This is a genomic window from Micromonospora sp. SCSIO 07396 (genome assembly GCF_053667945.1).
In genome coordinates, this window is the sequence record NZ_CM132210.1 from 1,137,909 (window position 1) to 1,159,320 (window position 21,412).

At 73.9% G+C, this 21,412-nt stretch carries 19 protein-coding genes; all 19 read left to right on the forward strand.

Annotated features, from left to right (window positions below):
• The first annotated feature begins 319 nt into the window (after positions 1 to 319).
• The 19 genes from mraZ to ACWCHM_RS05230 all read left to right on the forward strand — a co-directional run bounded on the left by mraZ (position 320) and on the right by ACWCHM_RS05230 (position 21,266).
• Complete coding sequence (mraZ, locus tag ACWCHM_RS05140; protein ID WP_204959280.1) at positions 320 to 751, forward strand: division/cell wall cluster transcriptional repressor MraZ; 432 nt, start codon at positions 320 to 322, stop codon at positions 749 to 751.
• Positions 752 to 960: 209 nt separating this feature from the next.
• On the forward strand, positions 961 to 2,070 hold the full coding sequence (rsmH, locus tag ACWCHM_RS05145; protein WP_281895583.1) for a 16S rRNA (cytosine(1402)-N(4))-methyltransferase RsmH: 1,110 nt from the start codon (positions 961 to 963) through the stop codon (positions 2,068 to 2,070).
• Positions 2,067 to 2,666 carry a hypothetical protein gene (locus ACWCHM_RS05150; RefSeq protein ID WP_204959278.1) on the forward strand — a complete coding sequence of 200 codons (600 nt, stop codon included), beginning with the start codon at positions 2,067 to 2,069 and terminating at the stop codon, positions 2,664 to 2,666. The genes rsmH and ACWCHM_RS05150 overlap by 4 nt, the downstream gene beginning before the upstream one ends.
• Before the next feature lie 374 nt (positions 2,667 to 3,040).
• The gene (locus ACWCHM_RS05155; protein WP_421490373.1) at positions 3,041 to 5,035 is read left to right on the forward strand and encodes a peptidoglycan D,D-transpeptidase FtsI family protein; all 1,995 of its coding nucleotides are present in this window, start codon (positions 3,041 to 3,043) and stop codon (positions 5,033 to 5,035) included.
• 52 nt (positions 5,036 to 5,087) lie between these two features.
• Positions 5,088 to 6,650 (forward strand): UDP-N-acetylmuramoyl-L-alanyl-D-glutamate--2,6-diaminopimelate ligase, encoded by a 1,563-nt coding sequence (locus tag ACWCHM_RS05160; protein WP_204959276.1) that lies wholly within the window; start codon positions 5,088 to 5,090, stop codon positions 6,648 to 6,650.
• On the forward strand, positions 6,647 to 8,059 hold the full coding sequence (locus tag ACWCHM_RS05165; protein WP_454221624.1) for a UDP-N-acetylmuramoyl-tripeptide--D-alanyl-D-alanine ligase: 1,413 nt from the start codon (positions 6,647 to 6,649) through the stop codon (positions 8,057 to 8,059). The genes ACWCHM_RS05160 and ACWCHM_RS05165 overlap by 4 nt, the downstream gene beginning before the upstream one ends.
• Positions 8,056 to 9,192, forward strand: a complete 1,137-nt coding sequence (mraY, locus tag ACWCHM_RS05170; RefSeq protein ID WP_204959274.1) for a phospho-N-acetylmuramoyl-pentapeptide-transferase — start codon at positions 8,056 to 8,058, stop codon at positions 9,190 to 9,192. Before ACWCHM_RS05165 ends, mraY begins: the two co-directional genes overlap by 4 nt.
• 241 nt (positions 9,193 to 9,433) lie before the next feature.
• Positions 9,434 to 10,840, forward strand: a complete 1,407-nt coding sequence (locus tag ACWCHM_RS05175; protein ID WP_204959632.1) for an FtsW/RodA/SpoVE family cell cycle protein — start codon at positions 9,434 to 9,436, stop codon at positions 10,838 to 10,840.
• The gene (murG, locus tag ACWCHM_RS05180) at positions 10,840 to 11,946 is read left to right on the forward strand and encodes an undecaprenyldiphospho-muramoylpentapeptide beta-N-acetylglucosaminyltransferase (RefSeq protein ID WP_204959273.1); all 1,107 of its coding nucleotides are present in this window, start codon (positions 10,840 to 10,842) and stop codon (positions 11,944 to 11,946) included. The genes ACWCHM_RS05175 and murG overlap by 1 nt, the downstream gene beginning before the upstream one ends.
• Positions 11,947 to 11,977: 31 nt before the next feature.
• On the forward strand, positions 11,978 to 13,450 hold the full coding sequence (gene murC, locus ACWCHM_RS05185; protein WP_204959272.1) for a UDP-N-acetylmuramate--L-alanine ligase: 1,473 nt from the start codon (positions 11,978 to 11,980) through the stop codon (positions 13,448 to 13,450).
• Complete coding sequence (locus tag ACWCHM_RS05190; protein WP_204959271.1) at positions 13,447 to 14,271, forward strand: cell division protein FtsQ/DivIB; 825 nt, start codon at positions 13,447 to 13,449, stop codon at positions 14,269 to 14,271. Before murC ends, ACWCHM_RS05190 begins: the two co-directional genes overlap by 4 nt.
• Before the next feature lie 240 nt (positions 14,272 to 14,511).
• Complete coding sequence (gene ftsZ, locus ACWCHM_RS05195; RefSeq protein ID WP_204959270.1) at positions 14,512 to 15,627, forward strand: cell division protein FtsZ; 1,116 nt, start codon at positions 14,512 to 14,514, stop codon at positions 15,625 to 15,627.
• 88 nt (positions 15,628 to 15,715) lie between these two features.
• Positions 15,716 to 16,462 carry a YggS family pyridoxal phosphate-dependent enzyme gene (locus ACWCHM_RS05200; protein WP_454221625.1) on the forward strand — a complete coding sequence of 249 codons (747 nt, stop codon included), beginning with the start codon at positions 15,716 to 15,718 and terminating at the stop codon, positions 16,460 to 16,462.
• Positions 16,463 to 16,652: 190 nt separating this feature from the next.
• A complete protein-coding gene (locus ACWCHM_RS05205; protein ID WP_454221626.1) occupies positions 16,653 to 17,351 on the forward strand; it encodes a cell division protein SepF in 699 nt (232 codons plus the stop codon).
• Between the two features lie 28 nt (positions 17,352 to 17,379).
• Entirely contained in the window at positions 17,380 to 17,685 is a 306-nt protein-coding gene (locus ACWCHM_RS05210; protein WP_088643046.1) for a YggT family protein, read from the forward strand.
• A 43-nt stretch (positions 17,686 to 17,728) separates the two neighbouring features.
• Positions 17,729 to 18,529 (forward strand): DivIVA domain-containing protein, encoded by an 801-nt coding sequence (locus ACWCHM_RS05215; protein ID WP_204959267.1) that lies wholly within the window; start codon positions 17,729 to 17,731, stop codon positions 18,527 to 18,529.
• A gap of 70 nt (positions 18,530 to 18,599) precedes the next feature.
• Positions 18,600 to 19,424 carry a hypothetical protein gene (locus tag ACWCHM_RS05220; RefSeq protein WP_281903398.1) on the forward strand — a complete coding sequence of 275 codons (825 nt, stop codon included), beginning with the start codon at positions 18,600 to 18,602 and terminating at the stop codon, positions 19,422 to 19,424.
• A gap of 11 nt (positions 19,425 to 19,435) precedes the next feature.
• A complete protein-coding gene (locus ACWCHM_RS05225; RefSeq protein WP_204959265.1) occupies positions 19,436 to 19,741 on the forward strand; it encodes a DUF167 domain-containing protein in 306 nt (101 codons plus the stop codon).
• A gap of 22 nt (positions 19,742 to 19,763) precedes the next feature.
• Positions 19,764 to 21,266 carry a potassium/proton antiporter gene (locus tag ACWCHM_RS05230; protein ID WP_204959264.1) on the forward strand — a complete coding sequence of 501 codons (1,503 nt, stop codon included), beginning with the start codon at positions 19,764 to 19,766 and terminating at the stop codon, positions 21,264 to 21,266.
• Positions 21,267 to 21,412 lie beyond the last annotated feature (146 nt).

Consider the following 21,412-nt stretch of genomic DNA (forward strand, 5'->3'; position numbering starts at 1 on the left):
TCCGCGCCCGCCAGATCGCCGCCGACGGCGAACCGTTCGGTCGGGGCGGGCCGGGCATCCGGTCGGCGGGCGCTCCACCGGATGGAGTCGATCTATGTCGGGTAGCGGACGCGGTCCCGGCCCGGCGCGCCCCTCCACTCCGCTCCACCCGCTCTGACGTGCGGTTTTAGCCGGGACGGCGACGCGCCGGGGCGGCGATTCTGGTTGCAGGTGGAGGGAAGTGGAGTAGAGTGGGGCGCAGTGGTGAGGCCGGGAGGGCCCACCGGCCCAGGGGGTCAGCGGCGCCGCGAACGCCGCTCAGGGCAAGGGGGTTGGGCCGGTGTTTCTCGGCACCCACACTCCGCGCCTGGACGAAAAGGGCCGTTTGATCCTTCCGGCCAAGTTCCGGGACGAGCTTGCGGGGGGTGTAGTGGTCACCAAAGGGCAGGATCGCTGCCTCTACGTCTTCCCCACCCCCGAGTTCCAACGGATCGCCGACCAGTTGCGCGCGCAGCCGATGACGAACAAGGCGGCCCGGGCCTACAGCCGGGTCTTCTTCGCCAGCGCGCACGACGAGGTCCCCGACAAGCAGGGCCGGGTCACCATCCCGTCCCACCTGCGGTCCTATGCCGCGCTCGACCGGGACCTGGTGGTGATCGGGGCGTCCACCCGGGTGGAGATCTGGGACCGGACGGCCTGGGAGACCTACCTCGCCGACAGCGAAGACGACTTCGCCGACATCGAGGAGGGGGTGCTGCCCGGCGGTCTGTAGGGCGCGGCGACGCCCGACGTACTGCGAGATCTCCAGCCGCTTTCGAGTTCCTGGCGCCCCTTCCCCGGTGCCAGGGGCACGATCTCCACTCCGGGCGTCGGCCCGGGGGCCGGGGCGGGAGCGGATGGGGATCTGGCGGTACGACGGCACGGCGTCGTCCGACGAGCAGAGCGCGACACGACGAGACATATTCCACAGTGGGGGTCGACATGGGGGAGCTACGCGGCACGCACGTGCCGGTGCTGCTTGAGCGGTGTCTCGAGCTGCTGGCCCCCGCGCTGGACCGGGGCGGCCGTACGGTCCACGTCGACGCCACGCTGGGGTTGGCCGGCCACGCCGAGGCGGTGCTGCAACGGCATCCGCACACGGTGCTGATCGGCCTGGACCGGGACACCGAGGCCCTGGCGCACGCCCGGGTCCGGCTGGCCCGGTTCGCCGACCGGATCCACCTGGAGCACGCCGTCTATGACGAGCTGCCCGAGGTGGTGGACCGGCTGGGCTATCCGGGCGTCGACGCGGTGCTGTTCGACCTGGGGGTCTCGTCGTTGCAACTCGACGCGCCCGACCGCGGGTTCGCCTACGCCCAGGACGCGCCGCTGGACATGCGGATGGACCAGACCCGGGGGGTGACCGCCGAAGAGGTGGTCAACAGCTACTCCCACCCGGAGCTGGCCCGGGTGCTGCGGGTCTACGGCGAGGAGAAGTTCGCCGGCCGGATCGCCTCGGCGATCCTGCGGGAGCGGGAGCGGGGGCGGATCACCTCCTCGGCCCGGCTGGCGGAGCTGGTCAGGGAGAGCATTCCGGCACCAGCGCGACGAACCGGGGGACACCCGGCCAAGAGAACGTTTCAGGCTTTACGCATCGAGGTAAACAGGGAACTGGCGGTGCTGGAGACGGCGCTGCCGGCTGCCCTCGACAAGCTCCACGTGGGCGGTCGCCTGGTGGTCCTGTCCTACCACTCGCTGGAGGACCGGCTCACCAAGCAGGCGCTCGCCGACCGGGTCCGCAGTAAGGGCCCGGTCGACCTTCCGGTGGAACTCCCCGGGTCGGGTCCGACGTTCCGGCTGCTCAGCCGGGGTGCCGAACTGGCCGGGGAGGCCGAGGTCGCCGCGAACCCGCGGGCCGCGTCCGTGCGGCTGCGGGCGGCGGAGCGACTCGACCCGGCCACCGGGCAGCAGGGGCGGACCGACCGCGAACGGTCCGGCCGACGGGTCAGGGCGATGCACCAACCGGGCACGGGGTCGACGCGGGGTTCCACGGTGGACCTGGAGTCGACTCCGGGGGACGGCAGGACGGACGAACAGGGGGAGGGGACATGAACGTCAACAAGCGTGACGGCCGCGACGCGGTCGTCGGGCAGCGCGCACCGCGGTCGGGGGGCCGGACCACGGCGCAGCGCACGACCCGTACCACGACGCCGGCGGACCTCGCCGGTCGAGCGGGGGAGACGCGCCGGGGGGCGCGCGAGTTCCCCACCCAGGGCAGTGCCGCGTTGCGGCCGGCGGAGCAGCCGGCCACCCGTACCGCCACCGCCGCCGGGTCGCCCCGGCTGCGGGTGGCGCCGCCGCCGCCGGTCCGGGTGCCCCGGGCTCCGTTCGCGGCGCTGATCGTGGTGCTGGTCGTCGGCGGGGTGCTGGGCATCCTCGCGGTCAACACCAAGATCAACGAGAACGCGTTCAAGCTCCAGCAGCTCCAGCAGCAGCAGGCCCGCCTCGACGTCGACCAGCAGCAACTGGAGAAGGAGATCGAGGAGGCCAAGGAGCCGGGCAACCTGACCGCGGAGGCCCGCAAGCTGGGCCTGGTCGAGGCCGGCGAACCGGCGTACATCCGGCTGCCGGACGGTCGGCTGATCGGCGTCCCGCAGCCGGCCGACGGGCAGCCGGCGATCACCAGCCAGCAGGGCAACGGGGGGTAAGGCCCGTGCCACCGAGATCCGACGATCCGCGCCGGGACCCCACGGGCTCCCGGCGCGGATCGGTTCGTGGCGGGGCCGGCCGGGGCGGCGGGCCCCGGACGCCGGAACCACGCACCCCGGAACCACGCACCCCCGAGCCGCGCGGCGGGGAACCCCCGGCCGCCGGACCCCGCGCCGGTGAGCCCCGGGGACAGGGCCGCGCCGGTGAGCCCCGCACCGGGCAGCCCCGGACCGGGGACGTCGGGGGGATCTCCGACGCACGGGCGTACACCCCCCGGGGCCGGACCATCCGGGAGAGCAGCGAGGACCGGGGCGGACAGCGGCGTACCCCCCGGGCCGGCCGCTCCGGCGACCCGTTCCGCCCCGCCCTGCAGGTGCTCGACGGTGGCCGGGCCGCCCCCGGTCGGGCCGCCGCCAACCGGGCCGGCCGGCGGGAGGCCGCCCCGACCGGGCGCACCGCCGTCATCCGGACCGTGCCGCCGAGGGCCGCCCCCGACGACGACGAGTTCGCCGAGCCGCCCACGCCCCGCCGCCGCCCCGGCCGCCGTACCGACACCCCCGGCCGGGGCGCCCCGCGCCGGACCGAGGCGCCCCGGCGTACCGACCGGCCGGCCGGGCGACGGCCGGTGCGCAAGCCGCGCCGCCCGCCGAAGCTCGCCGAGCCGCGTCGCCGGCTGCGGCTGGGCACCGTGCTGGTGCTGGCGATGTTCGCGGTGATCGGCATCCGGCTGGTCGTCCTCCAGGCCGTGGACACCCCGGCGTATGCCGGCGGCGGCGTCAGCGGCCGGCTCACCCGGGTCGACCTGCTGGCCCCGCGCGGGTCGATCGAGGACCGCACCGGCGCACCGCTGGCCCGCAGCGTCGAGGCACGGTACGTCTTCGCCGACCCCACCATGGTCAAGGACCGCACGGAGACCGCGAAGCTGCTCTCCCCGCTGCTCGGCCTCCCGGTCTCCGAACTGGCCGAGAAGATGAAACGCCAGGGCGGCCTCCAGTTCCGCTACCTGGCCCGGGGCGTCGACGTCGCCCGGGCCAAGCAGATCGAGGCCCTCGACCTGGCCGGCATCGGCACCCACCGAGACGAACGCCGCGAGGTGCCCGGCGGTGACCTGGCCGCCAACCTGGTCGGCTTCACCAGCCAGGACATGGACGGCCTGGAGGGCCTGGAGGCCCGCTACGACGACGTGCTGCGCGGGCAGGACGGCCGCCGGGTGTACGAGGCCGGCCTCGGTGACCTCAACGCGCCCATCCCCGGCGGCTACAGCCAGACCACCGAACCCAAGCCGGGCAGCTCGCTGGTGCTCACCATCGACCGGGACCTCCAGTTCCAGGTGCAGCAGATCCTCAGCCGGCAGATGGCGCAGACCCGGGGCGCGATCGGCGCGGCGGTGGTGCTCGACGTCAGGACCGGCGAGGTGCTGGCCCAGGCGAGCAACCCGACCTACAACGCGGCGTCGCCGGAGCAGAGCCGACCCACCGACCGGGAGGACGCCGCGACCAGCTTCGTGGTCGACCCCGGGTCGGTGCACAAGGCGATCACCTACGGCGCGGCCCTGCAGGAGGGCGTCATCACCCCGGACAGCGCCTGGCCGGTCGCCAACACCATCACCCGGGGCGACGTCACCTTCCGCGACACCCACCCCGCCGACGGCAAGAAGCTGAGCGTGGCCGGGATGCTCGCCTACTCGTCGAACGTCGGCACCATCGAGATCGGCGACCGGCTCGGCCCCGACCGGCTGATCGACTACCAGAAGCGGTTCGGGCTGGGGCAGCCCACCGGCGAGGGGATGCCCGGCGAGGCGTCCGGGCGGCTGCTCCCGGCCGACCGGTGGAGCGGCTCGTCGTACGGCTCGGTGCCGATCGGGCACAGCGTCGACGCCACCCCGCTGCAGATGGCCGCCGCGTACGCCACCATCGCCAACGACGGCACCTACGTCCAGCCCCACCTGATCAAGGAGGTGGTCGGGGCGGACGGCAGGCGTACCCCGGCCGCCGCCCCGGTCACCCGTTCGGTGCTCAGCCCGGGCAACGCCGCCGCGCTGCGTACCCTGCTGGAGGCGGTGACCACGGTCGACGGCGCGACCGGCCTGGCCGCCGCCGTGCCCGGCTACCGGATCGCCGGCAAGACCGGCACCGGGCTGCGCTACCTCGACGGCAAGCAGCAACCCGGCGAGGTCGGCTCGTTCATCGGGATGGCCCCCGCCGAGGCCCCCCGGTACGTGGTGGCGGTCTTCGTGTGGAACCCCGAGGGCGGTGGCGGCGCGGTCGTCGCCCCGGCGTTCCGCGAGATGATGGGCTTCACGCTGCGTCACTACCGGGTCCCGCCGTCGCGCGGGAAATCCCCCAACTTCGAGGTCTTTCCGCGCTGACCGGGAACGGCGGGACATCATCGGTGAGTGCCGACGAACCACCGGGGCGGCTGTGCGGCCGGAACCGGACGACCGGGTAGGGTCTGACGCCGTGCCCGGCAATCCACGCCCCCGTACCGTGCCCGGAGTCCGGCTCGGCGACCTCGCCGACCGGCTCGCCGTGACGCCTGCGGCCGACGCCGCCGCGCTGGTCGTGACCGGGGTGACCCACGCCAGCCAGGAGGTCCGCCCCGGCGACCTGTACGCCGCGTTGCCCGGCGCCCACCGGCACGGCGCCCAGTTCGCCGCCGCCGCCGCCACGGCCGGCGCGGTGGCCGTGCTGACCGACCCGGCCGGCGCGGCGACGGCCGGCGCGACCGGGCTGCCCGTCCTGGTGACGCCCGACCCCCGGGCGGTGCTCGGCGAGCTGGCCGCCGCCGTCTACGGCGACCCCACCGACGGACTCACCGTGATCGGGGTGACCGGCACCGCCGGCAAGACCTCGACGGCCTACCTGATCGAGTCCGGGTTGCGCGCCGCCGGCCACGTCACCGGCCTGATCGGCACCGTGGAGACCCGGCTGGGCGACCTGGTGACCGACAGCGTCCGGACCACCCCGGAGGCCACCGACCTGCATGCCCTGCTCGCCGCCGCGCGCGAGCGCGGGGTGACCGCGGTGGTGATGGAGGTGTCCAGCCACGCCCTGGCGATGGGCCGGGTCGGCGGGGTCCGGTTCACCGTCGGCGGCTACACCAACTTCGGCTCCGACCACCTCGACTTCCACGCCGACTCGGCCGACTACTTCGCGGCGAAGGCGAAGCTGTTCGACGGGCGCTGCCGGGTCGAGGTGCTCAACCACGACGACCCGGCGCTGCGCCCGCTGTACCGGCCGGCCACGGTCAGCTACTCGGCGGCCGGCGACCCGACCGCCACCTGGTGGGCCGACCGGGTCGGCGGCGAGGGTTTTGCCCAGCGGTTCACCGCGCACGGCCCGGACGACCTGGTCCTGCCCGCCGGGGTGGCGCTGCCCGGCCGGCACAACGTGGCCAACGCGCTGCTCGCGATCGCCTGCCTGGTCGCCGCCGGGGTCGACCCGACCACCGCCGCCGCCGGGGTGACCGCCTGCGGCGGGGTGCCCGGCCGGCTGGAACTGGTCAGCGGGGACGCCCCGGTGCGCGGCGTGGTCGACTACGCGCACAAGACCGACGCCGTGGTGGCCGCCCTGGCCGCGCTGCGGGACTCGGGCACCGGCCGGCTGATCTGCGTCATCGGCGCCGGTGGCGACCGGGACCGGGGCAAGCGCCCGGCGATGGGTGCCGCCGCCGCCCGGGGCGCCGACGTGGTGCTGGTGACCGACGACAACCCGCGCACCGAGGACCCGGCGACGATCCGGGCCGAGGTGCTGGCCGGGGCGTACGGGGCCGACGCCGCCGCCCGGATCGTCGAGGTGCCGGGCCGGCGGGAGGCGATCGCCGAGGCGGTCCGGCTGGCCGGGCCGGGTGACGTGGTGGCGCTGCTCGGCAAGGGACACGAACGCGGTCAGGAGATCGCCGGCGAGGTGCACCCGTTCGACGACCGGACCGAGCTGGCGGAGGCGCTGCGCGTCCGCTTCGGCGACCTGGCGGGTCAGCGGTGATCCCGCTGAGCCTGGCCGAGGTGGCCGCGGCGGTCGGCGGCCGGCTGCACGCCGCCGACCCCGACACCAGGGTCACCGGCCCGGTCGAGTTCGACTCCCGCCGGCTCGCCGCCGGTGCGCTGTTCGTCGCGTTCCCCGGCGAGCGGGTCGACGGGCACGACTACGCCGCCGGTGCCGTCGCCGAGGGCGCGGTGGCGGTGCTCGGCACCCGGGAACTGCCCGGGGTGCCGATGGTGCTGGTGGACGACGCGCTGGCCGCGCTGGGCCGGCTGGCCCGCGCCGTGGTGGACCGGCTGCCGGCGCTCACCGTGATCGGGCTGACCGGGTCGTCGGGCAAGACCACCACCAAGGACCTGATCGCGCAGCTCGCCGTCCGGCTCGGCCCGACGGTCGCCCCGCCCGGATCGTTCAACAACGAGCTGGGGCACCCGTACACGGCGTTGCAGGCCACCGGGCAGACCCGGTACCTGGTGATGGAGAAGGGCGCGCGGGGCGTCGGGCACGTCCGTTACCTCTGCGACGTGGTGCCGCCGCGGATCTCGGTGGTGCTCAACGTCGGGGTGGCGCACCTGGGCGAGTTCGGCTCGGTGGAGAACATCGCCCTGGCCAAGGGGGAGCTGGTGGAGGCGCTGCCGGCCGACGGGCTGGCGGTGCTCAACGCCGACGACCCGCTGGTCGCCGCGATGGCGTCACGCACCGCCGCCCGGGTGGTCCGCTACGGCGAGTCGGCCGACGCCGATGTCCGCGCGGTGGACGTCACCCTGGACGGGCAGGGCCGTCCGGCGTACACGCTGGTCACCCCGGAGGGGACCGCCCCGGTGCGGCTCGGCCTGACCGGCCGGCACCAGGTCTCCAACTCGCTCGCCGCGGCGGCGGTCGCCCGGGAGCTGGGCATGCCGCTGGCCGAGCTGGCGGCGGCCCTGGGCGACCTGGGGCTGGTCTCCACCCGCCGGATGGACGTCTTCACCCGTCCCGACGGGGTGACCGTGATCGACGACTCGTACAACGCCAACCCGGCCTCGACGGCGGTGGCGCTGCGCGCGCTGGCCGGGATGCACCGGGGTGGGCGGACGTTCGCCGCGCTGGGCTACATGGCCGAGCTGGGCGCGTACGAGGACGAGGGGCACCGGGAGGTCGGCCGGCTCGCGGCCGAACTCGGTGTCGACCGGCTGCTCGTGGTGGGTGAGCCGGCCGCGCCGATCCACGAGGGCGCGACAGCGGTAAGTGACTGGGGAGGAGAGTCGGTGCTGCTCACCGATCAGGCGGCGGCAGTCGAGGTGCTGCGCAGCGAGCTACGACCGGGCGACGTCGTCCTGGTGAAGGGCTCCCGGTACCGGACCTGGGAGGTCGCCGACGCGTTGCGGGCCGACGTCCCGGGTGACGGTGCCGGCGCGGGGGGTGCCGCGTGAGGGCGGTCATCGTCGCCATCGGCGTGGCGTTCCTGGTGTCGTTGCTGGCGACCCCGCTGGCGATCAAGGTGTTCGCCCGGCTCAAGGCCGGTCAGCCGATCCGGTCGAACCTGGGGCTGGCCAGCAACGAGGGCAAGAAGGGCACGCCGACGATGGGCGGCGTGGTGTTCATCCTGGCCACGGTGATCGCGTACGTCGCCGGCCACCTCGCCCTGACCACCCTGCCGGACGCCCAGATCGCCCAGGTCGAGCCGACCATCACCGCCCTGGTGCTGCTGGGGCTGATGGTCTTCTCCGGCGCGGTCGGCTTCATCGACGACTTCCTCAAGGTGCGCAAGCGGCACAGCGGCGGGCTCAACAAGCGCGGCAAGCTGTTCGGGCAGATCCTGGTCGGCGCGGTCTTCGGGGTGGTCGCGCTGTACTTCCCGAGCAGCATGACCGACGCCAGCGGCGCGACGACCAACACCGAGACGGTGGGCAGCACCACGCTGAGCTTCATCCGGGACATCCCGGCGTTGGAGATCGGCAAGATCGCCTCGGTGGTCGTGATCATCATGGTGGTGATGGCGGCGACCAATGGGGTCAACCTCACCGACGGGCTGGACGGGCTGGCCACCGGTGCCTCGGTGATGGTGCTGGCGGCGTACGCGCTGATCGCTTTCTGGCAGTACCGGCACTGGTGCGCCGACCCGACGTACACCGCCAACCCGAACAACTACTGCTACGCCGTCCGGGACCCGCTGGAGATCGCGCTGATCGCCGGGGCGGCGGCCGGGGCCTGCGTGGGCTTCCTGTGGTGGAACACCTCGCCGGCCCGGATCTTCATGGGTGACACCGGCGCGCTGGGTCTCGGCGGGCTGATCGCCGGGATGGCGATGTCCACCCGTACGGTGCTGCTGCTGCCGATCCTCGGTGGGCTCTTCGTGATCATCACGATGTCCGTGGTGATCCAGATCATCTCGTTCCGGACCACCGGCAAGCGGGTGTTCCGGATGTCCCCGCTCCAGCACCACTTCGAGTTGGCCGGCTGGAGCGAGGTCAACATCGTGGTCAGGTTCTGGATCATCGCGGGGATCGGGGTGGCCATCGCGCTGGGCCTGTTCTACAGCGACTTCCTGGCCAGCATGGGCTGACCGGCCGGGCGTGCCGGACGGGGGTCCCTCCCACCGGAGGGCCCCCCGTTTCGTATTTCGACACGCCGACCGGGGGGAACGGCCGGAACGGGCCGCCCGCAGCGGCGATGATGGGCGGGTGGGGGAGGACCTAGGCACGAGCACCGGGACGACGACGCAGACCCAGCCGCGGCGGGCCGCGGGCACGGGGCGTACCGCCGACCCGCCCGGCGGGCTGTCCGGGCTGGGCCCGGCCGGCGGCCTGGCGGCGCTGCGCGGCCTGCTGGCCCGCCCGTTGACCTCCTACTACCTGCTGCTGTCCAGCGCCGGCCTGCTGCTGCTGATCGGCCTGACCATGGTCTTCTCGGCCACCAGCGTGCGCGACTACGCCGAGGCCGGGGACGCCGCCGCCTCGGTGACCAAGCAGGCCATCTTCGCGGTGATCGGCATCGTCGCGTTCTGGGCCTGCCAACGGCTGCCGGCCACCACCTTCCGCTCGCTGGGCCGGCCGCTGCTCGGCGGGGCCGTGGTGCTGCTGCTGGTGCTCAACCTGCTGGTGGCCCTGAACGCCCTGTTCGGCCTGGCGTCGCTCGGCCCGCTGCGGGCCAACCTGCTCTGGCTCTACCTCGGGCCGATCCAGGTGCAGCCCGCCGAGCTGGCCAAGCTGGCGCTGGTGCTGTGGGGCGCGCACGTGGTGGCCCGCAAGGGTGCCGCGCTCGGCTGGTGGAAGGAGTTGGCCACCCCGCTGTTCCCCGTCGTCGGCCTGCTCTTCGTGCTGGTCGGCTACAACGACCTGGGCAGCATGCTCTGCCTGCTGGCGATCGTGGTCGGGCTGCTCTGGGCGGCCGGGGTGCGGCTGCGGGTCTTCGCCGCGCTCTCCGCCGTCGGCCTGGTCGGCGTCGGCCTGCTCGTCGCGGTGGCCTCCCTCGGGGCCGGCTCCGGGGCACGCGGGCAGGAGAACTACCGGCTGGCCCGGCTCACCTCGTTCCTCGACACGCCCGACCCGGCCAAGTGCGTCGAGGACGCCTGCTGGCAGATGGTCCAGGCCCGCAACGCCATCGAGCACGGCGGCTGGTTCGGCGTCGGGCTGGGCAAGGGCAGCCTCAAGTTCGGTTGGCTGCCGGCCGCCCACAACGACTTCATCTTCGCCGTCATCGCCGAGGAACTGGGCGTGGTCGGCTGCACCGTCATCCTGGTGCTCTTCGCCGTGCTGGCCTACACCGGGCTGCGGATCGCCCGCCGGGTCGCCGACCCGTTCCGCCGGCTCGCCGCCACCGCCGTCACCGCCTGGCTGGTCGGCCAGGCGGTGATCAACGTCGGTGGGGTGACCAAGCTGCTGCCGCTGACCGGGGTGCCGCTGCCGTTCATCTCCGACGGCGGCAGCGCCCTGGTCGTCACCCTGGCCGCGGTGGGCATGCTCGCCTCCTTCGCCCGCGCCGAACCCGACGCGGCCCGAGCCCTGCACGCCCGTCCGCCCGCCCGATGGGTCCGACTAGTCTGGGCCCCGTTGCCGCCGCTTCCCGGTGCGCGGAGCCGACCGGCGTCGCCACCGGCTGCCCCGGGGTCCGTACCCCGGGCGCGCGGGCGGCGGCCCGACGATCAGGCCGTACCGCGCGGCGTCCGGCAGGACCGGACCCGGGGCGGGCCGGCGAGCGAGAGGAGACGCTGATGGGTCCGCTGCGTTCGGTGGTGCTCTGTGGAGGGGGCACCGGTGGGCACATCTACCCGCTGCTCGCCTTCGCCGACTGCCTGCGCCGACACGACCCGGGCGTCCGGATCACCTGCCTCGGCACCCCCAAGGGCCTGGAGAACGAGCTGATCCCGCCGGCCGGCTACGACCTGCGGCAGATCCCCGCATACCAGCTGCCCCGCTCGGTCAACATGGGGCTGGTCCGCACCCCGGACCGGATGTGGAAGGCGGCCCGCGCCGCCGGCAAGGTGATCGACGAGGTCGCCGCCGACGTGGTCGTCGGCTTCGGCGGGTACGTCTCCGTCCCCGGCTACCTGGCCGCGTGGCGGCGGGAGATGCCGATCGTCATCCACGAGGTGAACGTCCCCCCGGGGGTGGCCAACCGGCTCGGCATGAAGTTCACCAAGAACATCGCCGTCGGTTTCCCGCACCAGCCGGCCCAGGCCGAGGCGCTGCGCGACGCCCGGGTGGTCGGGGTGCCGCTGCGCCGGGGCATCGCCGGGCTGGACCGCAACGCGATGCGGGCCGCCGCCCGCGCCCACTTCGGACTCCGTCCCGACCTGCCGGTGCTCTTCGTCGCCGGCGGCTCGCAGGGCGCCCGGTCGATCAACCTGGCGGTCTCCGGCGCGGCCAAGGAACTGGCCCGCAACGGCGTGCAGGTGCTGCACGTGATGGGTGCCCGCAACGAGCCGGTGCCGGTCCCCACCGACCTGCCGGTGCCGTACGTGGCGCTGCCCTACCTGTCCGAGATGGAGCTGGGCTACGCCGCCGCCGACCTGATGCTGGCCCGGGGCGGGGCGATGACCTGCGCCGAGGTGGCCGCCATCGGGCTGCCCACCATCTACGTGCCGTACCCGCACTCCAACCAGGAGCAGAAGCGCAACGCGCTGCCCGTGGTGGAGGCCGGCGGCGGGCTGCTCGTCGACGACGCCGAGCTGACCCCGGCCTGGCTGGAGCGCACCGTGCTGCCCCTGCTGCGCGACCCGCAGCGGCTGTACGCGATGGGTGCCGCCGCCGCCGCGTACGGGCGACGCGACGGCGACGTGGCCCTGCTCAACTTCGTCTACGAGGCGGTGGCCCGGTGAGCCGGTCCAGCGCGACGGGAAGGTACCTGGCATGAACACCGCGCAGTTCACCCCGGCCGGCACGCTCACCGCTGAGGACCTGGGCCGGATCCACCTGATCGGGGTGGGCGGGGTCGGCATGAGCGGCCTGGCCCGGCTCTTCCTCACCCGGGGCCTGCCGGTCTCCGGCAGCGAACTGCGCGAGTGGCCGTCACTGGCCGGGATGCGGGCACTGGGCGGCACCATCCACATGAGCCACGAGGCGGCCAACCTCGACGGGGTGGACACCGTCGTCTACTCCTCCGCCATTCCGCAGGACCACCTGGAGATGGTCGAGGCACGACGGCGCGGGCTGCGGGTGCTGCACCGCTCCGAGGCGCTGGCCGCGGCGATGACCGGCCGGCGGACCGTCGCGGTGGCCGGCACCCACGGCAAGACCACCACCACCTCGATGGTGACCATGGTGCTCCAGCAGGCCGGGGTCGACCCGTCCTTCGTCATCGGCGGGGAGATCTCCGAGGTCGGCTCCGGGGCGCACCACGGCACCGGCGAGCACTTCGTGGTCGAGGCGGACGAGAGCGACAGGTCGTTCCTGATCTACCGCCCGTACGTGTCGATCATCACCAACATCGAGGCCGACCACCTGAACACCTACGGCGACCTGGCGACCCTGGAGGCGGCCTTCGCCGAGTTCGCCAGGCTCACCGACCCGGCCGGGTACGTCATCACCTGTGCCGACGACCCGGGCGGACGGCGACTGGCCGAGACGCTGCGCGCCGAGGGCCGGCGGGTCTGGACGTACGGCGAGGCGGCCGACGCCGACCTGCGGCTGTCCGGGATGGCCTCGTCCGCCCAGGGGGTGCGGTACCTGGCCGCGCTCGACGGCCGGTCGCTGGGCGAGATCCGGCTGCCGGTGCCGGGGCGGCACATGGGGCTCAACAGCGCCGCGGCGGTGCTCGCCGCCCACCTGCTCGGCCTGCCGGTGGCCGCGGCGGAGGCGGCGCTGGCCGCGTTCCCCGGGGTACGCCGCCGCTTCGAGCGCAAGGGCGTCGCGGACGGGGTGCTGGTCTACGACGAGTACGCCTACCACCCGACCTCGATGACGCTGGCTCTGCAGACGCTGCGCGAGGTGGCCGGCGACGGCCGGCTGATCGTGGTCTTCCAGCCGTACCGGCTCTACCGCACCCGCGACCTCCAGGCGGAGATCGCCGCCGCCCTGGGCATCGCCGACGAACTGGTGCTGCTGGAGGTCTTCGGCCCCGGTGAGCTGCGCCAGCCGGGCGAGGGGTCGGCGGCGTTGCTGGCGGCGGTGGCGCTGGACCCGGCGCACAAGGTCTTCGTGGACTCGTTCGACGACGCGCCGGTGGAGGTGGCCCGCCGGGCCCGCCCCGGCGACGTGGTGGTGACCATGGGCGCTCCGCCGATCTCGCTGCTGGGTGACCAGCTGCTCGACGCGCTGACCGCACGGGCCACCGGGCCGGCGACGGTGTCGGGCCGGGACGGCACGGCCTCCACCGCCGGATGAGTCCGGGCCCGGCCCGGGGCCGGACCGGCCGTGCCACGGGCGCGGACGGCGGCCCCCGACGTGGCCCGGCGCGGCGCTGGCAGCTGGTGCGGGCCGGCAGCGACGCCGTCCCGCCGTCCACCAGGCGGTTCATGGCGCGGGCCCGGCAGCGGCGGATGCGGGCCGCGCTGCCCTGGGCGGTGCTGGCCGGGGTGTTGGTCCTGGCCGCCCTGGCGGCCTGGACGGTGCTCGGCTCCGGCCTGTTCGGGGTGCGCGAGGTCCGGGTGGAGGGGGCCCGGCTGGTCACCCCGGTCGAGGTGCGCGACGCGGCGGCGGTGCCGGACGGGGTGCCGCTGGCCCGGGTGGACCTGGCGGCGACGGCCCGGCGGATCGGCGGGCTGCCTCCGGTGGAGCGGGCCACGGTCCGCCGCGACTGGCCGGACACCCTGGTGGTGACGGTGGTGGAGCGCACCGGGGTGGCGGCGGTGCCGCGTGACGACCGGTTCGTGGTGCTCGACGCCAGCGGGGTGGTGTTCCGCGAGCTGCCCCGCGCCCCGCAGGGGCTGCCGCTGGTGCGGTTGGCCACGCCGGGGCCGGACGACCCGGGCACCCGCGCGGCGTTGCAGGTGCTGGCCGTCCTCACCCCGCAGTTGCGGGCCGTGCTGGTCGAGGTGGGCGTCGAGGGGCTGGCCCGGATCGGGTTGAGGCTGCGCGACGGGCGGACGGTGGTGTGGGGCGACGCGACCCGGGGCGAGGACAAGGCGCGGGTGGCCACGGCGCTGCTCGGTCGGAAGGCCGACACGATCGACGTGAGCGCGCCTGACGTGGTCACCTTCCGGTGAGGTCCGCAGCGAACGTGAGTCGTTACGCTCCCGGCGGCGACACGCCGGTGAGGTCCTTGGCTCTCGGCGTGGGGGCGCTTACGTTGCCCCGAAGAGGATCAGTGGTTGACATAACTGTAAGCCTCTAGTAGAGGGTTAGGGTTCACCGCTGATCCTCGCTGGTGACAGCTCGTCGACCACCGGTCGGGGCCACGCCGTACCGGGGCGCTGCGAGCCAATCTCGAAGGGAAAGGACCGGAGATGACACCTCCGCACAACTACCTGGCGGTCATCAAGGTCGTCGGCATCGGCGGCGGCGGCGTCAATGCCGTCAACCGCATGATCGAGGTTGGGCTCAAGGGCGTCGAGTTCATCGCGATCAACACCGACGCGCAGGCGTTGTTGATGAGTGACGCCGACGTCAAGCTCGACGTCGGCCGGGAGCTGACCCGGGGGCTCGGCGCGGGCGCCAACCCCGACGTCGGCAAGAACGCCGCCGAGGACCACCGCGACGAGATCGAGGAGGTGCTCAAGGGCGCCGACATGGTCTTCGTCACCTGCGGCGAGGGCGGTGGCACGGGCACCGGCGGAGCGCCGGTGGTGGCCAACATCGCCCGTAAGCTCGGCGCGCTGACCATCGGCGTGGTGACCCGGCCGTTCTCCTTCGAGGGCAAGCGCCGCCAGGTGCAGGCCGAGGCGGGGATAGACGAACTGCGCAACCAGTGCGACACGCTGATCGTCATCCCGAACGACAGGTTGCTCGCGTTGGGCGACCGGGGGATCAGCATGATGGACGCCTTCCGCACCGCCGACCAGGTGCTGCTCTCCGGTGTCCAGGGCATCACCGACCTGATCACCACGCCCGGCCTGATCAACCTGGACTTCGCCGACGTCAAGAGCGTGATGAGCGGGGCGGGCAGCGCGCTGATGGGCATCGGCAGCGCCCGGGGCGAGAACCGGGCGGTCGAGGCGGCCGAGGCGGCCATCTCCAGCCCGCTGCTGGAGCAGAGCATGGACGGCGCGCGGGGCGTGCTGCTGTCCATCGCCGGCGGCTCCGACCTGGGCCTGTTCGAGATCAACGACGCCGCGCAGCTGGTCACCGACGCGGCCCACCCGGACGCCAACATCATCTTCGGTGCGGTCATCGACGACGCGCTCGGCGACGAGGTGCGGGTCACCGTGATCGCCGCCGGCTTCGACGGCGGCACGCCCGCGTACAAGGCCTCCGAGTCGCCGCGCAAGAGCAACCAGAACCAGCCCACCCCGCAGGCTCCGGCGGTCACCACGCCGGCCGCCATGCCGCCGCCGCAGCAGTCGCCGCGCCGGGTGCTCTTCGACGACGTCGACGTGCCCGACTTCCTCAAGAACGGTTCCTGAGCCCGCCGATGACGGACAACCACGCCACCCCGTCGGGCGGGTCCCCGGCTGGTCGCGTCACCGCGTCGCCGACCGGGCGGCCCGGCCGATGACGGCGGCACCCGATCCGGTGGGTGCGGACCGCCGCGCCGCGCTGGCGGCCGGGCTGGCCGCGGTACGGGCCCGGATCGCCGACGCCTGCGCGGCCGCCGGCCGGGACCCGGCCGGGGTGACGATGATCGCGGTGACCAAGACGTACCCGGCCGGCGACGCGGTCGCGCTGGCCGGGCTCGGGGTCACCGACCTGGGGGAGAACCGGGACCAGGAGGCCGCGCCGAAGGCGGCGGAGGTGGCGGCGGCCGGCGCGGACGTCCGCTGGCACTTCATCGGCCAGTTGCAGCGCAACAAGGCCCGCTCGGTGGTGCGCTACGCCGACGTGGTGCACTCCGTGGACAGTGTCCGGCTGGCCCGCGCGCTGGCCACCGCGGCCGAGTCCGCACGGGACCGTCCGTTGCAGACGTTGGTGCAGGTCAGCCTGGACGGTGACCCGGCGCGTGGCGGTGCCCTGCCGGAGGCGGCCGACCCCGAGCGGGGGCTGCGCCAGGTGGCCGAGGCGCTGGCCGGCGCGGAGGCGGTGCGGCTGGCGGGGCTGATGGCGGTGGCGCCGCTGGGCTGGGAACCGGAGCGGGCGTTCGCCCGGCTGGCCGAGGTGGCGGCGGCCTTCCGGGTCGGGTATCCGACGGCCACCGTGCTCTCCGCCGGGATGAGCGGCGACCTGGAAACGGCCATCGGATACGGCGCGACACATGTCCGCGTCGGCAGCGCGTTGCTCGGAATGCGTTCCACGCTGCGGTAGCCTGACCGCGGTAGAAGCAAATTACATCAGTGTTGTTCAGGGGTGGCGCCCCCGGTCGGGGGCCGCGACGGGCGAGCCGCGAATCGCACGTCGGGGATTGCCGCTCTGATCCGGTGGGCATGGAGTCCACTCGCGATCATGGCGACACGGCACGGGGGTGCGTGCCGCACGGCGGACGGAAGGGCGCGGGATGGGTGCACTGCGCAAGGCGGGGGTCTGGCTCGGTCTCGTCGAGGAGGACGACGAGCGGGGCTACGACGAGGGCTACGACAAGCCCGGCTACCGCGAGTCGCGGTACCGGTCGAGCCGGTACGCCGAGGAGTTCGCCGACGACGACGAGGACGACGCGGAGGAGCCACCGGCACCGCGTCCGCGCCTCGGTGACCGGGGTCGGCTGACGGACCGGTCGAGCCGGCTCGCCGAGGCCGACCGGGCCGACGACGAGCGTCCGGAGCGCCCCGAGCGTCCGGAGCGGGCCAGCGTCCGGTCGATCACCCGGTCGGGTGGCGCGGACACCTCGGGCGCGCTGAGCTACCACACCCGGGACAATCTCGCGTTGGCGCCGCAGGCGTCGCCCCGGGAGCGGCCGGTGGTGGCCGAGGAGGAGCAGCGCTACCAGATCACCACCCTGCACCCGACCACCTACCGCGAGGCGCGGACCATCGGCGAGCACTTCCGTGACGGCGTCCCGGTGATCATCAACCTCACCGAGATGGACGAGGCCGACGCCCGCCGGCTGGTGGACTTCGCCGCCGGGCTGGCGTTCGGGCTGCGCGGTACGATCGAGCGCGTGACCAACCGGGTGTTCCTGCTCTCACCGGCCAACGTCCAGGTCACCGCGGAGGACAAAGCCAAGATCGCTGAGGGCGGCTTTTTCTCCCTGAGCTAAGTCCACCCGACCGAGGGACGTCGCTGCCGTGTTGTCGATCATGTTCCAGCTGCTCTACCTGATCTTGTACGTCTTTCTTATCGTGCTGTTGGCCCGATTCGTTCTCGGTGCCGTCCTCCAGTACGGTCGTCGGTGGCAACCGGGGCGTGGCGCGTCCGCCGGACTTGAGTCCGTGTGGAGCGTCACTGATCCGCCTCTCAAGGCGTTGAGGCGGGTGATCCCCCCACTGCGAATTGGTACCGTGAGCATCGACCTGGCCTCCCTTGTGCTCCTGGTTATCCTGTTCGTGCTGATGAGGTTTGTGTTAGATCCGCTGATCAGGAACTTCTCCTGACCAGCGCGCGCTTTCGCGGCCGCAACTGACCCGAGGAGTTTCGATGCCGCTGACACCGGCCGACGTGCACAACGTCGCCTTCAAAAAGCCGCCGATCGGCAAGCGGGGGTACGACGAGGAGGAGGTCGACGCCTTCCTGGACGAGGTCGAGCGTGAGCTTGCCCGTCTGATCGAGGAGAACAACGAGCTGCGCGCCCAGGTGGAGCGCGGCGGTCGTGGTGGGGCCCCTGCCGGCCCCGGTGGCGATGCCCGGCTGGCGGCGGAGCTCAACGACGTCAAGGCCCAGCTCGACCGGGTGCAGCGCGACAAGGCCGCCGCCGAGCAGGCCGCCCGCGCCATGCAGGCCGAGCTGGAGCAGGTCCGCAGCACCGGTGGCCCGGCCGTCGGCGGCGACGGCGAGCAGCAGGCGCTGCGGGTGCTGATGATGGCCCAGCGCACCGCCGACGACCACGTCTCCGACGCCCGTCGGGAGGCCGACCAGCTGCTCTCCGAGGCGCGTTCCAAGGCCGAGGAGGTCACCCGCGAGGCGCGGGCCAAGGCCGACGCGCTGGAGCGCGACGCCCGTCAGCGGCACCAGGAGGCCATGGGCGGCCTGGACGCCAAGCGGACCGCGTTGCAGAAGCACATCGAGGAGCTCAAGCAGTTCGAGCGTGAGTACCGCACCCGGCTCAAGGCGTACCTGGAGAGCCAGCTGCGGGACCTCGACGGTCGGGGCCAGGGCCTCGAAGCCGAGATGACCCGCGCCGAGGGCACCCGTGCCGTCGGTGGCAACGGCCTCGCCGCGGCCGGCCTCGCCGGCTCGTACGGCGGCGGTCGCTCCGGCGCCCTCGAAGCAGGTCGCTGATCCACGGTCGGCGGCCGTCCCCCGACGGTCGCCGACCCAGCCACGACCCACGACGCGGCGGGGGTGAGCCGTGCTAGTCGCCAGTCTGCTGCTCATCCTCGTCGCGGTCGTCCTGCTGGCGTTCGGTCTCGTCGACGGCTCCAGCACGCTGTTGACCAGTTCCATCGCGGCCAGTCTGTTGGCCGCCGTCGCGTTGGTGGCCGGTGCCCGCCAGGCAGCCGTCACCCGGGCGAGGACGGCGGACCGGGCGCAGGCGCGGGGTCGGGGCGCGACGGAGTCCCACCCGACCACCCCGCCGGCCGCGTCCGTGCCGTCGGACGAACCGACGACGTACCCTGCGACGACGTTCGGCACCGGTGACGCCGGGTGGCGGCAACCACCCGGCACACCGGTGACCGGCGATCCCGTCGACGTTTCCACCCGCCCCGACGCCGGTGCCTGGGAGCCCGACGCGGAGGCCCCCTGGGAGCCCGTCGTCGTGTCCTCCGTGCCGGGCCGCACGGGCCCCGACCCGGTGGCCGGGCCCGGCGCGGACCCGGCCACCGACCCTCACCTGCCCGACCCGGACGACCCGCGTCGGGACCCGGCGGACGACCCGGCCTGGGCGGCCGGGGACGATCTCGCGCCGCCCTGGGAGCACTCGGACGACGCCGCGTCGCCGTGGGACCCGCCGGCCCAACGGGTCCCGCCCGCCGATGCCGCCCGGGTGGCCCAGCTCGACGCCGAGGTGCGGGTGGTCGACGGGCATCCCCGCTACCACCTGCTCTCCTGCGCCCACCTGATCGAACGGGACCACGAGCCGCTGCCGGTGCACGAGGCGGTCTCCCTCGGCTTCACCCCGTGCGGCCTGTGCAACCCGGACACCGCCCTGCTCGCCGACACCTACCCCCGCTGAGGTCGGCGTCGATGCCCACTGACGACACGGTGACCGTCGCGGTGCGGGTCAAGCCCGGCGCGTCCCGGCCCCGGGTCGGCGGCTGCTTCACCGGCCCGCACGGGCCCGCCCTGGTGATCGCCGTGACCGCGCCGGCCGTGGACGGCCGGGCCACCGAGGCGGCCCGTCGGGCGTTGGCCGGGGCGCTCGGGGTCCGCCCGGCGGCGGTGGCGCTGCGTACCGGCGCAGCCAGCCGGGACAAACTCTTCCTGGTGGACGGGGTGACGCCGGAGGTCACCGCGCTGCTGCGGCGGCTGCGCGACGGATCGGCCGGGTGACGGTGCCCCGGGTGGGGCGCCCGTGACGCCGGGACTGGATCTGGCTCTGCTCCTGGGGGCGGCCGTACTGCTGGTGGCGATCGGCGCGGTGCGGTTCTCCACCCGGCTGGGCGTGCCGAGCCTGCTGGTCTATCTCGCGCTCGGGGTGGCGATCGGCGAGGCCGGGCTGGGCATCCGGTTCGACGACGCCGAGCTGACCCGGGTGCTGGGGTTCTGCGCCCTTATCGTGATCATCGCCGAGGGCGGGCTCACCGCCCGGTGGAGCACCCTGCGCCCGGTGCTCGGGCTGGCCGGCGCGTTGTCCACCGTCGGGGTGCTGGTCAGCATCGTCGTCGTCGGGCTGGTGGTGCACCTGCTGCTCGGGCTGGACTGGCGGTTGGCGCTGCTCTACGGCGCGGTGCTCTCCTCCACCGACGCGGCGGCGGTGTTCGCCACGCTGCGCCGGTTGCGGCTGCCGCCCCGGCTGGTGGCCGCCCTGGAGGCCGAATCGGGCATGAACGACGCCCCGGTGGTGATCCTGGTGGTGCTGCTGTCGCGCACCGGGCCGGTGGAGCACCCGTGGTGGTTCGAGGTCTTCCTGGTCGGCTACGAGCTGGGGGTGGGTGCGGCGGTGGGGTTGGCCACCGGGCTGGCCGGCCGGTTCGCGCTGCGCCGGGCGGCGCTGCCGTCGTCCGGGTTGTACCCGATCGCCGCGGTCGGGTTCACCGTGCTGGCGTACGCGGCCGGCGCGGTGCTGCACGCCTCCGGGTTCCTCGCCGTCTACGTGGCCGGGGTGCTGCTCGGCAACGCCCGGCTGCCGCACCGGCAGGCCATCCTGGGGTTCGCCGACGGGCTGGCCTGGCTGGCCCAGATCGGGTTGTTCGTGCTGCTCGGGCTGTTGGCCACGCCGGAGCGGCTGCACACCGCGCTGGTGCCGGCGGTGGTCACCGGGCTGGCCCTGCTGCTGGTGGCCCGGCCACTGTCGGTGCTGGTGTCGGCGTTGCCGTTCCGGGTGGGCCTGCGCGAGCAGCTCTTCCTGTCCTGGGCGGGGCTGCGTGGCGCGGTGCCGATCGTGCTGGCCACCATCCCGTTGTCGGCCCGGGTGCCCGGGGCGGACCGGCTGTTCGACGCGGTCTTCGTCCTGGTGGTGATCTTCACGGTGCTCCAGGCGGGCACGCTCGCGCCGGCCGCCCGCCGGTTGCGGGTGACCGCCCCGGCCGAGCCGGCCGAGATCCGGGTGGAGACCGCCCCGCTGGAGCGGATGCGGGCGGATCTGCTCCAGCTGGAGGTGCCGGCGGGGTCCCGGCTGGCCGGGGTGCACGTGGACGAGTTGCGGTTGCCGGTGGGCGCGTCGGTGACCCTGGTGCTGCGCGACGGGGTGGGGTTCGTGCCGGGCGCGGACACCCGGCTCAAGACCGGGGACAGCATGTTGATCGTGGCGACCGCCGGGGTGCGGGACGAGGCGGAGCGGCGGCTGCGGGCGATCAGTCGGCGGGGTCGCCTGGCGAGGTGGTTCGGCGAGTACGGCGAGGATCGGGAGGGCTGATCTGCTAGTCTTCGTTTTGCCCCAATTAGCGGTTATTAGGGGCTGAATAGCGGTACGACAGTGCGGCACGTTGTCGGACGCCTGTACGTTCCGTATTCTTGCCAACCTCCGGAGTGCGCGGCCACCGTTGCCGTGCGCCCGTTTTG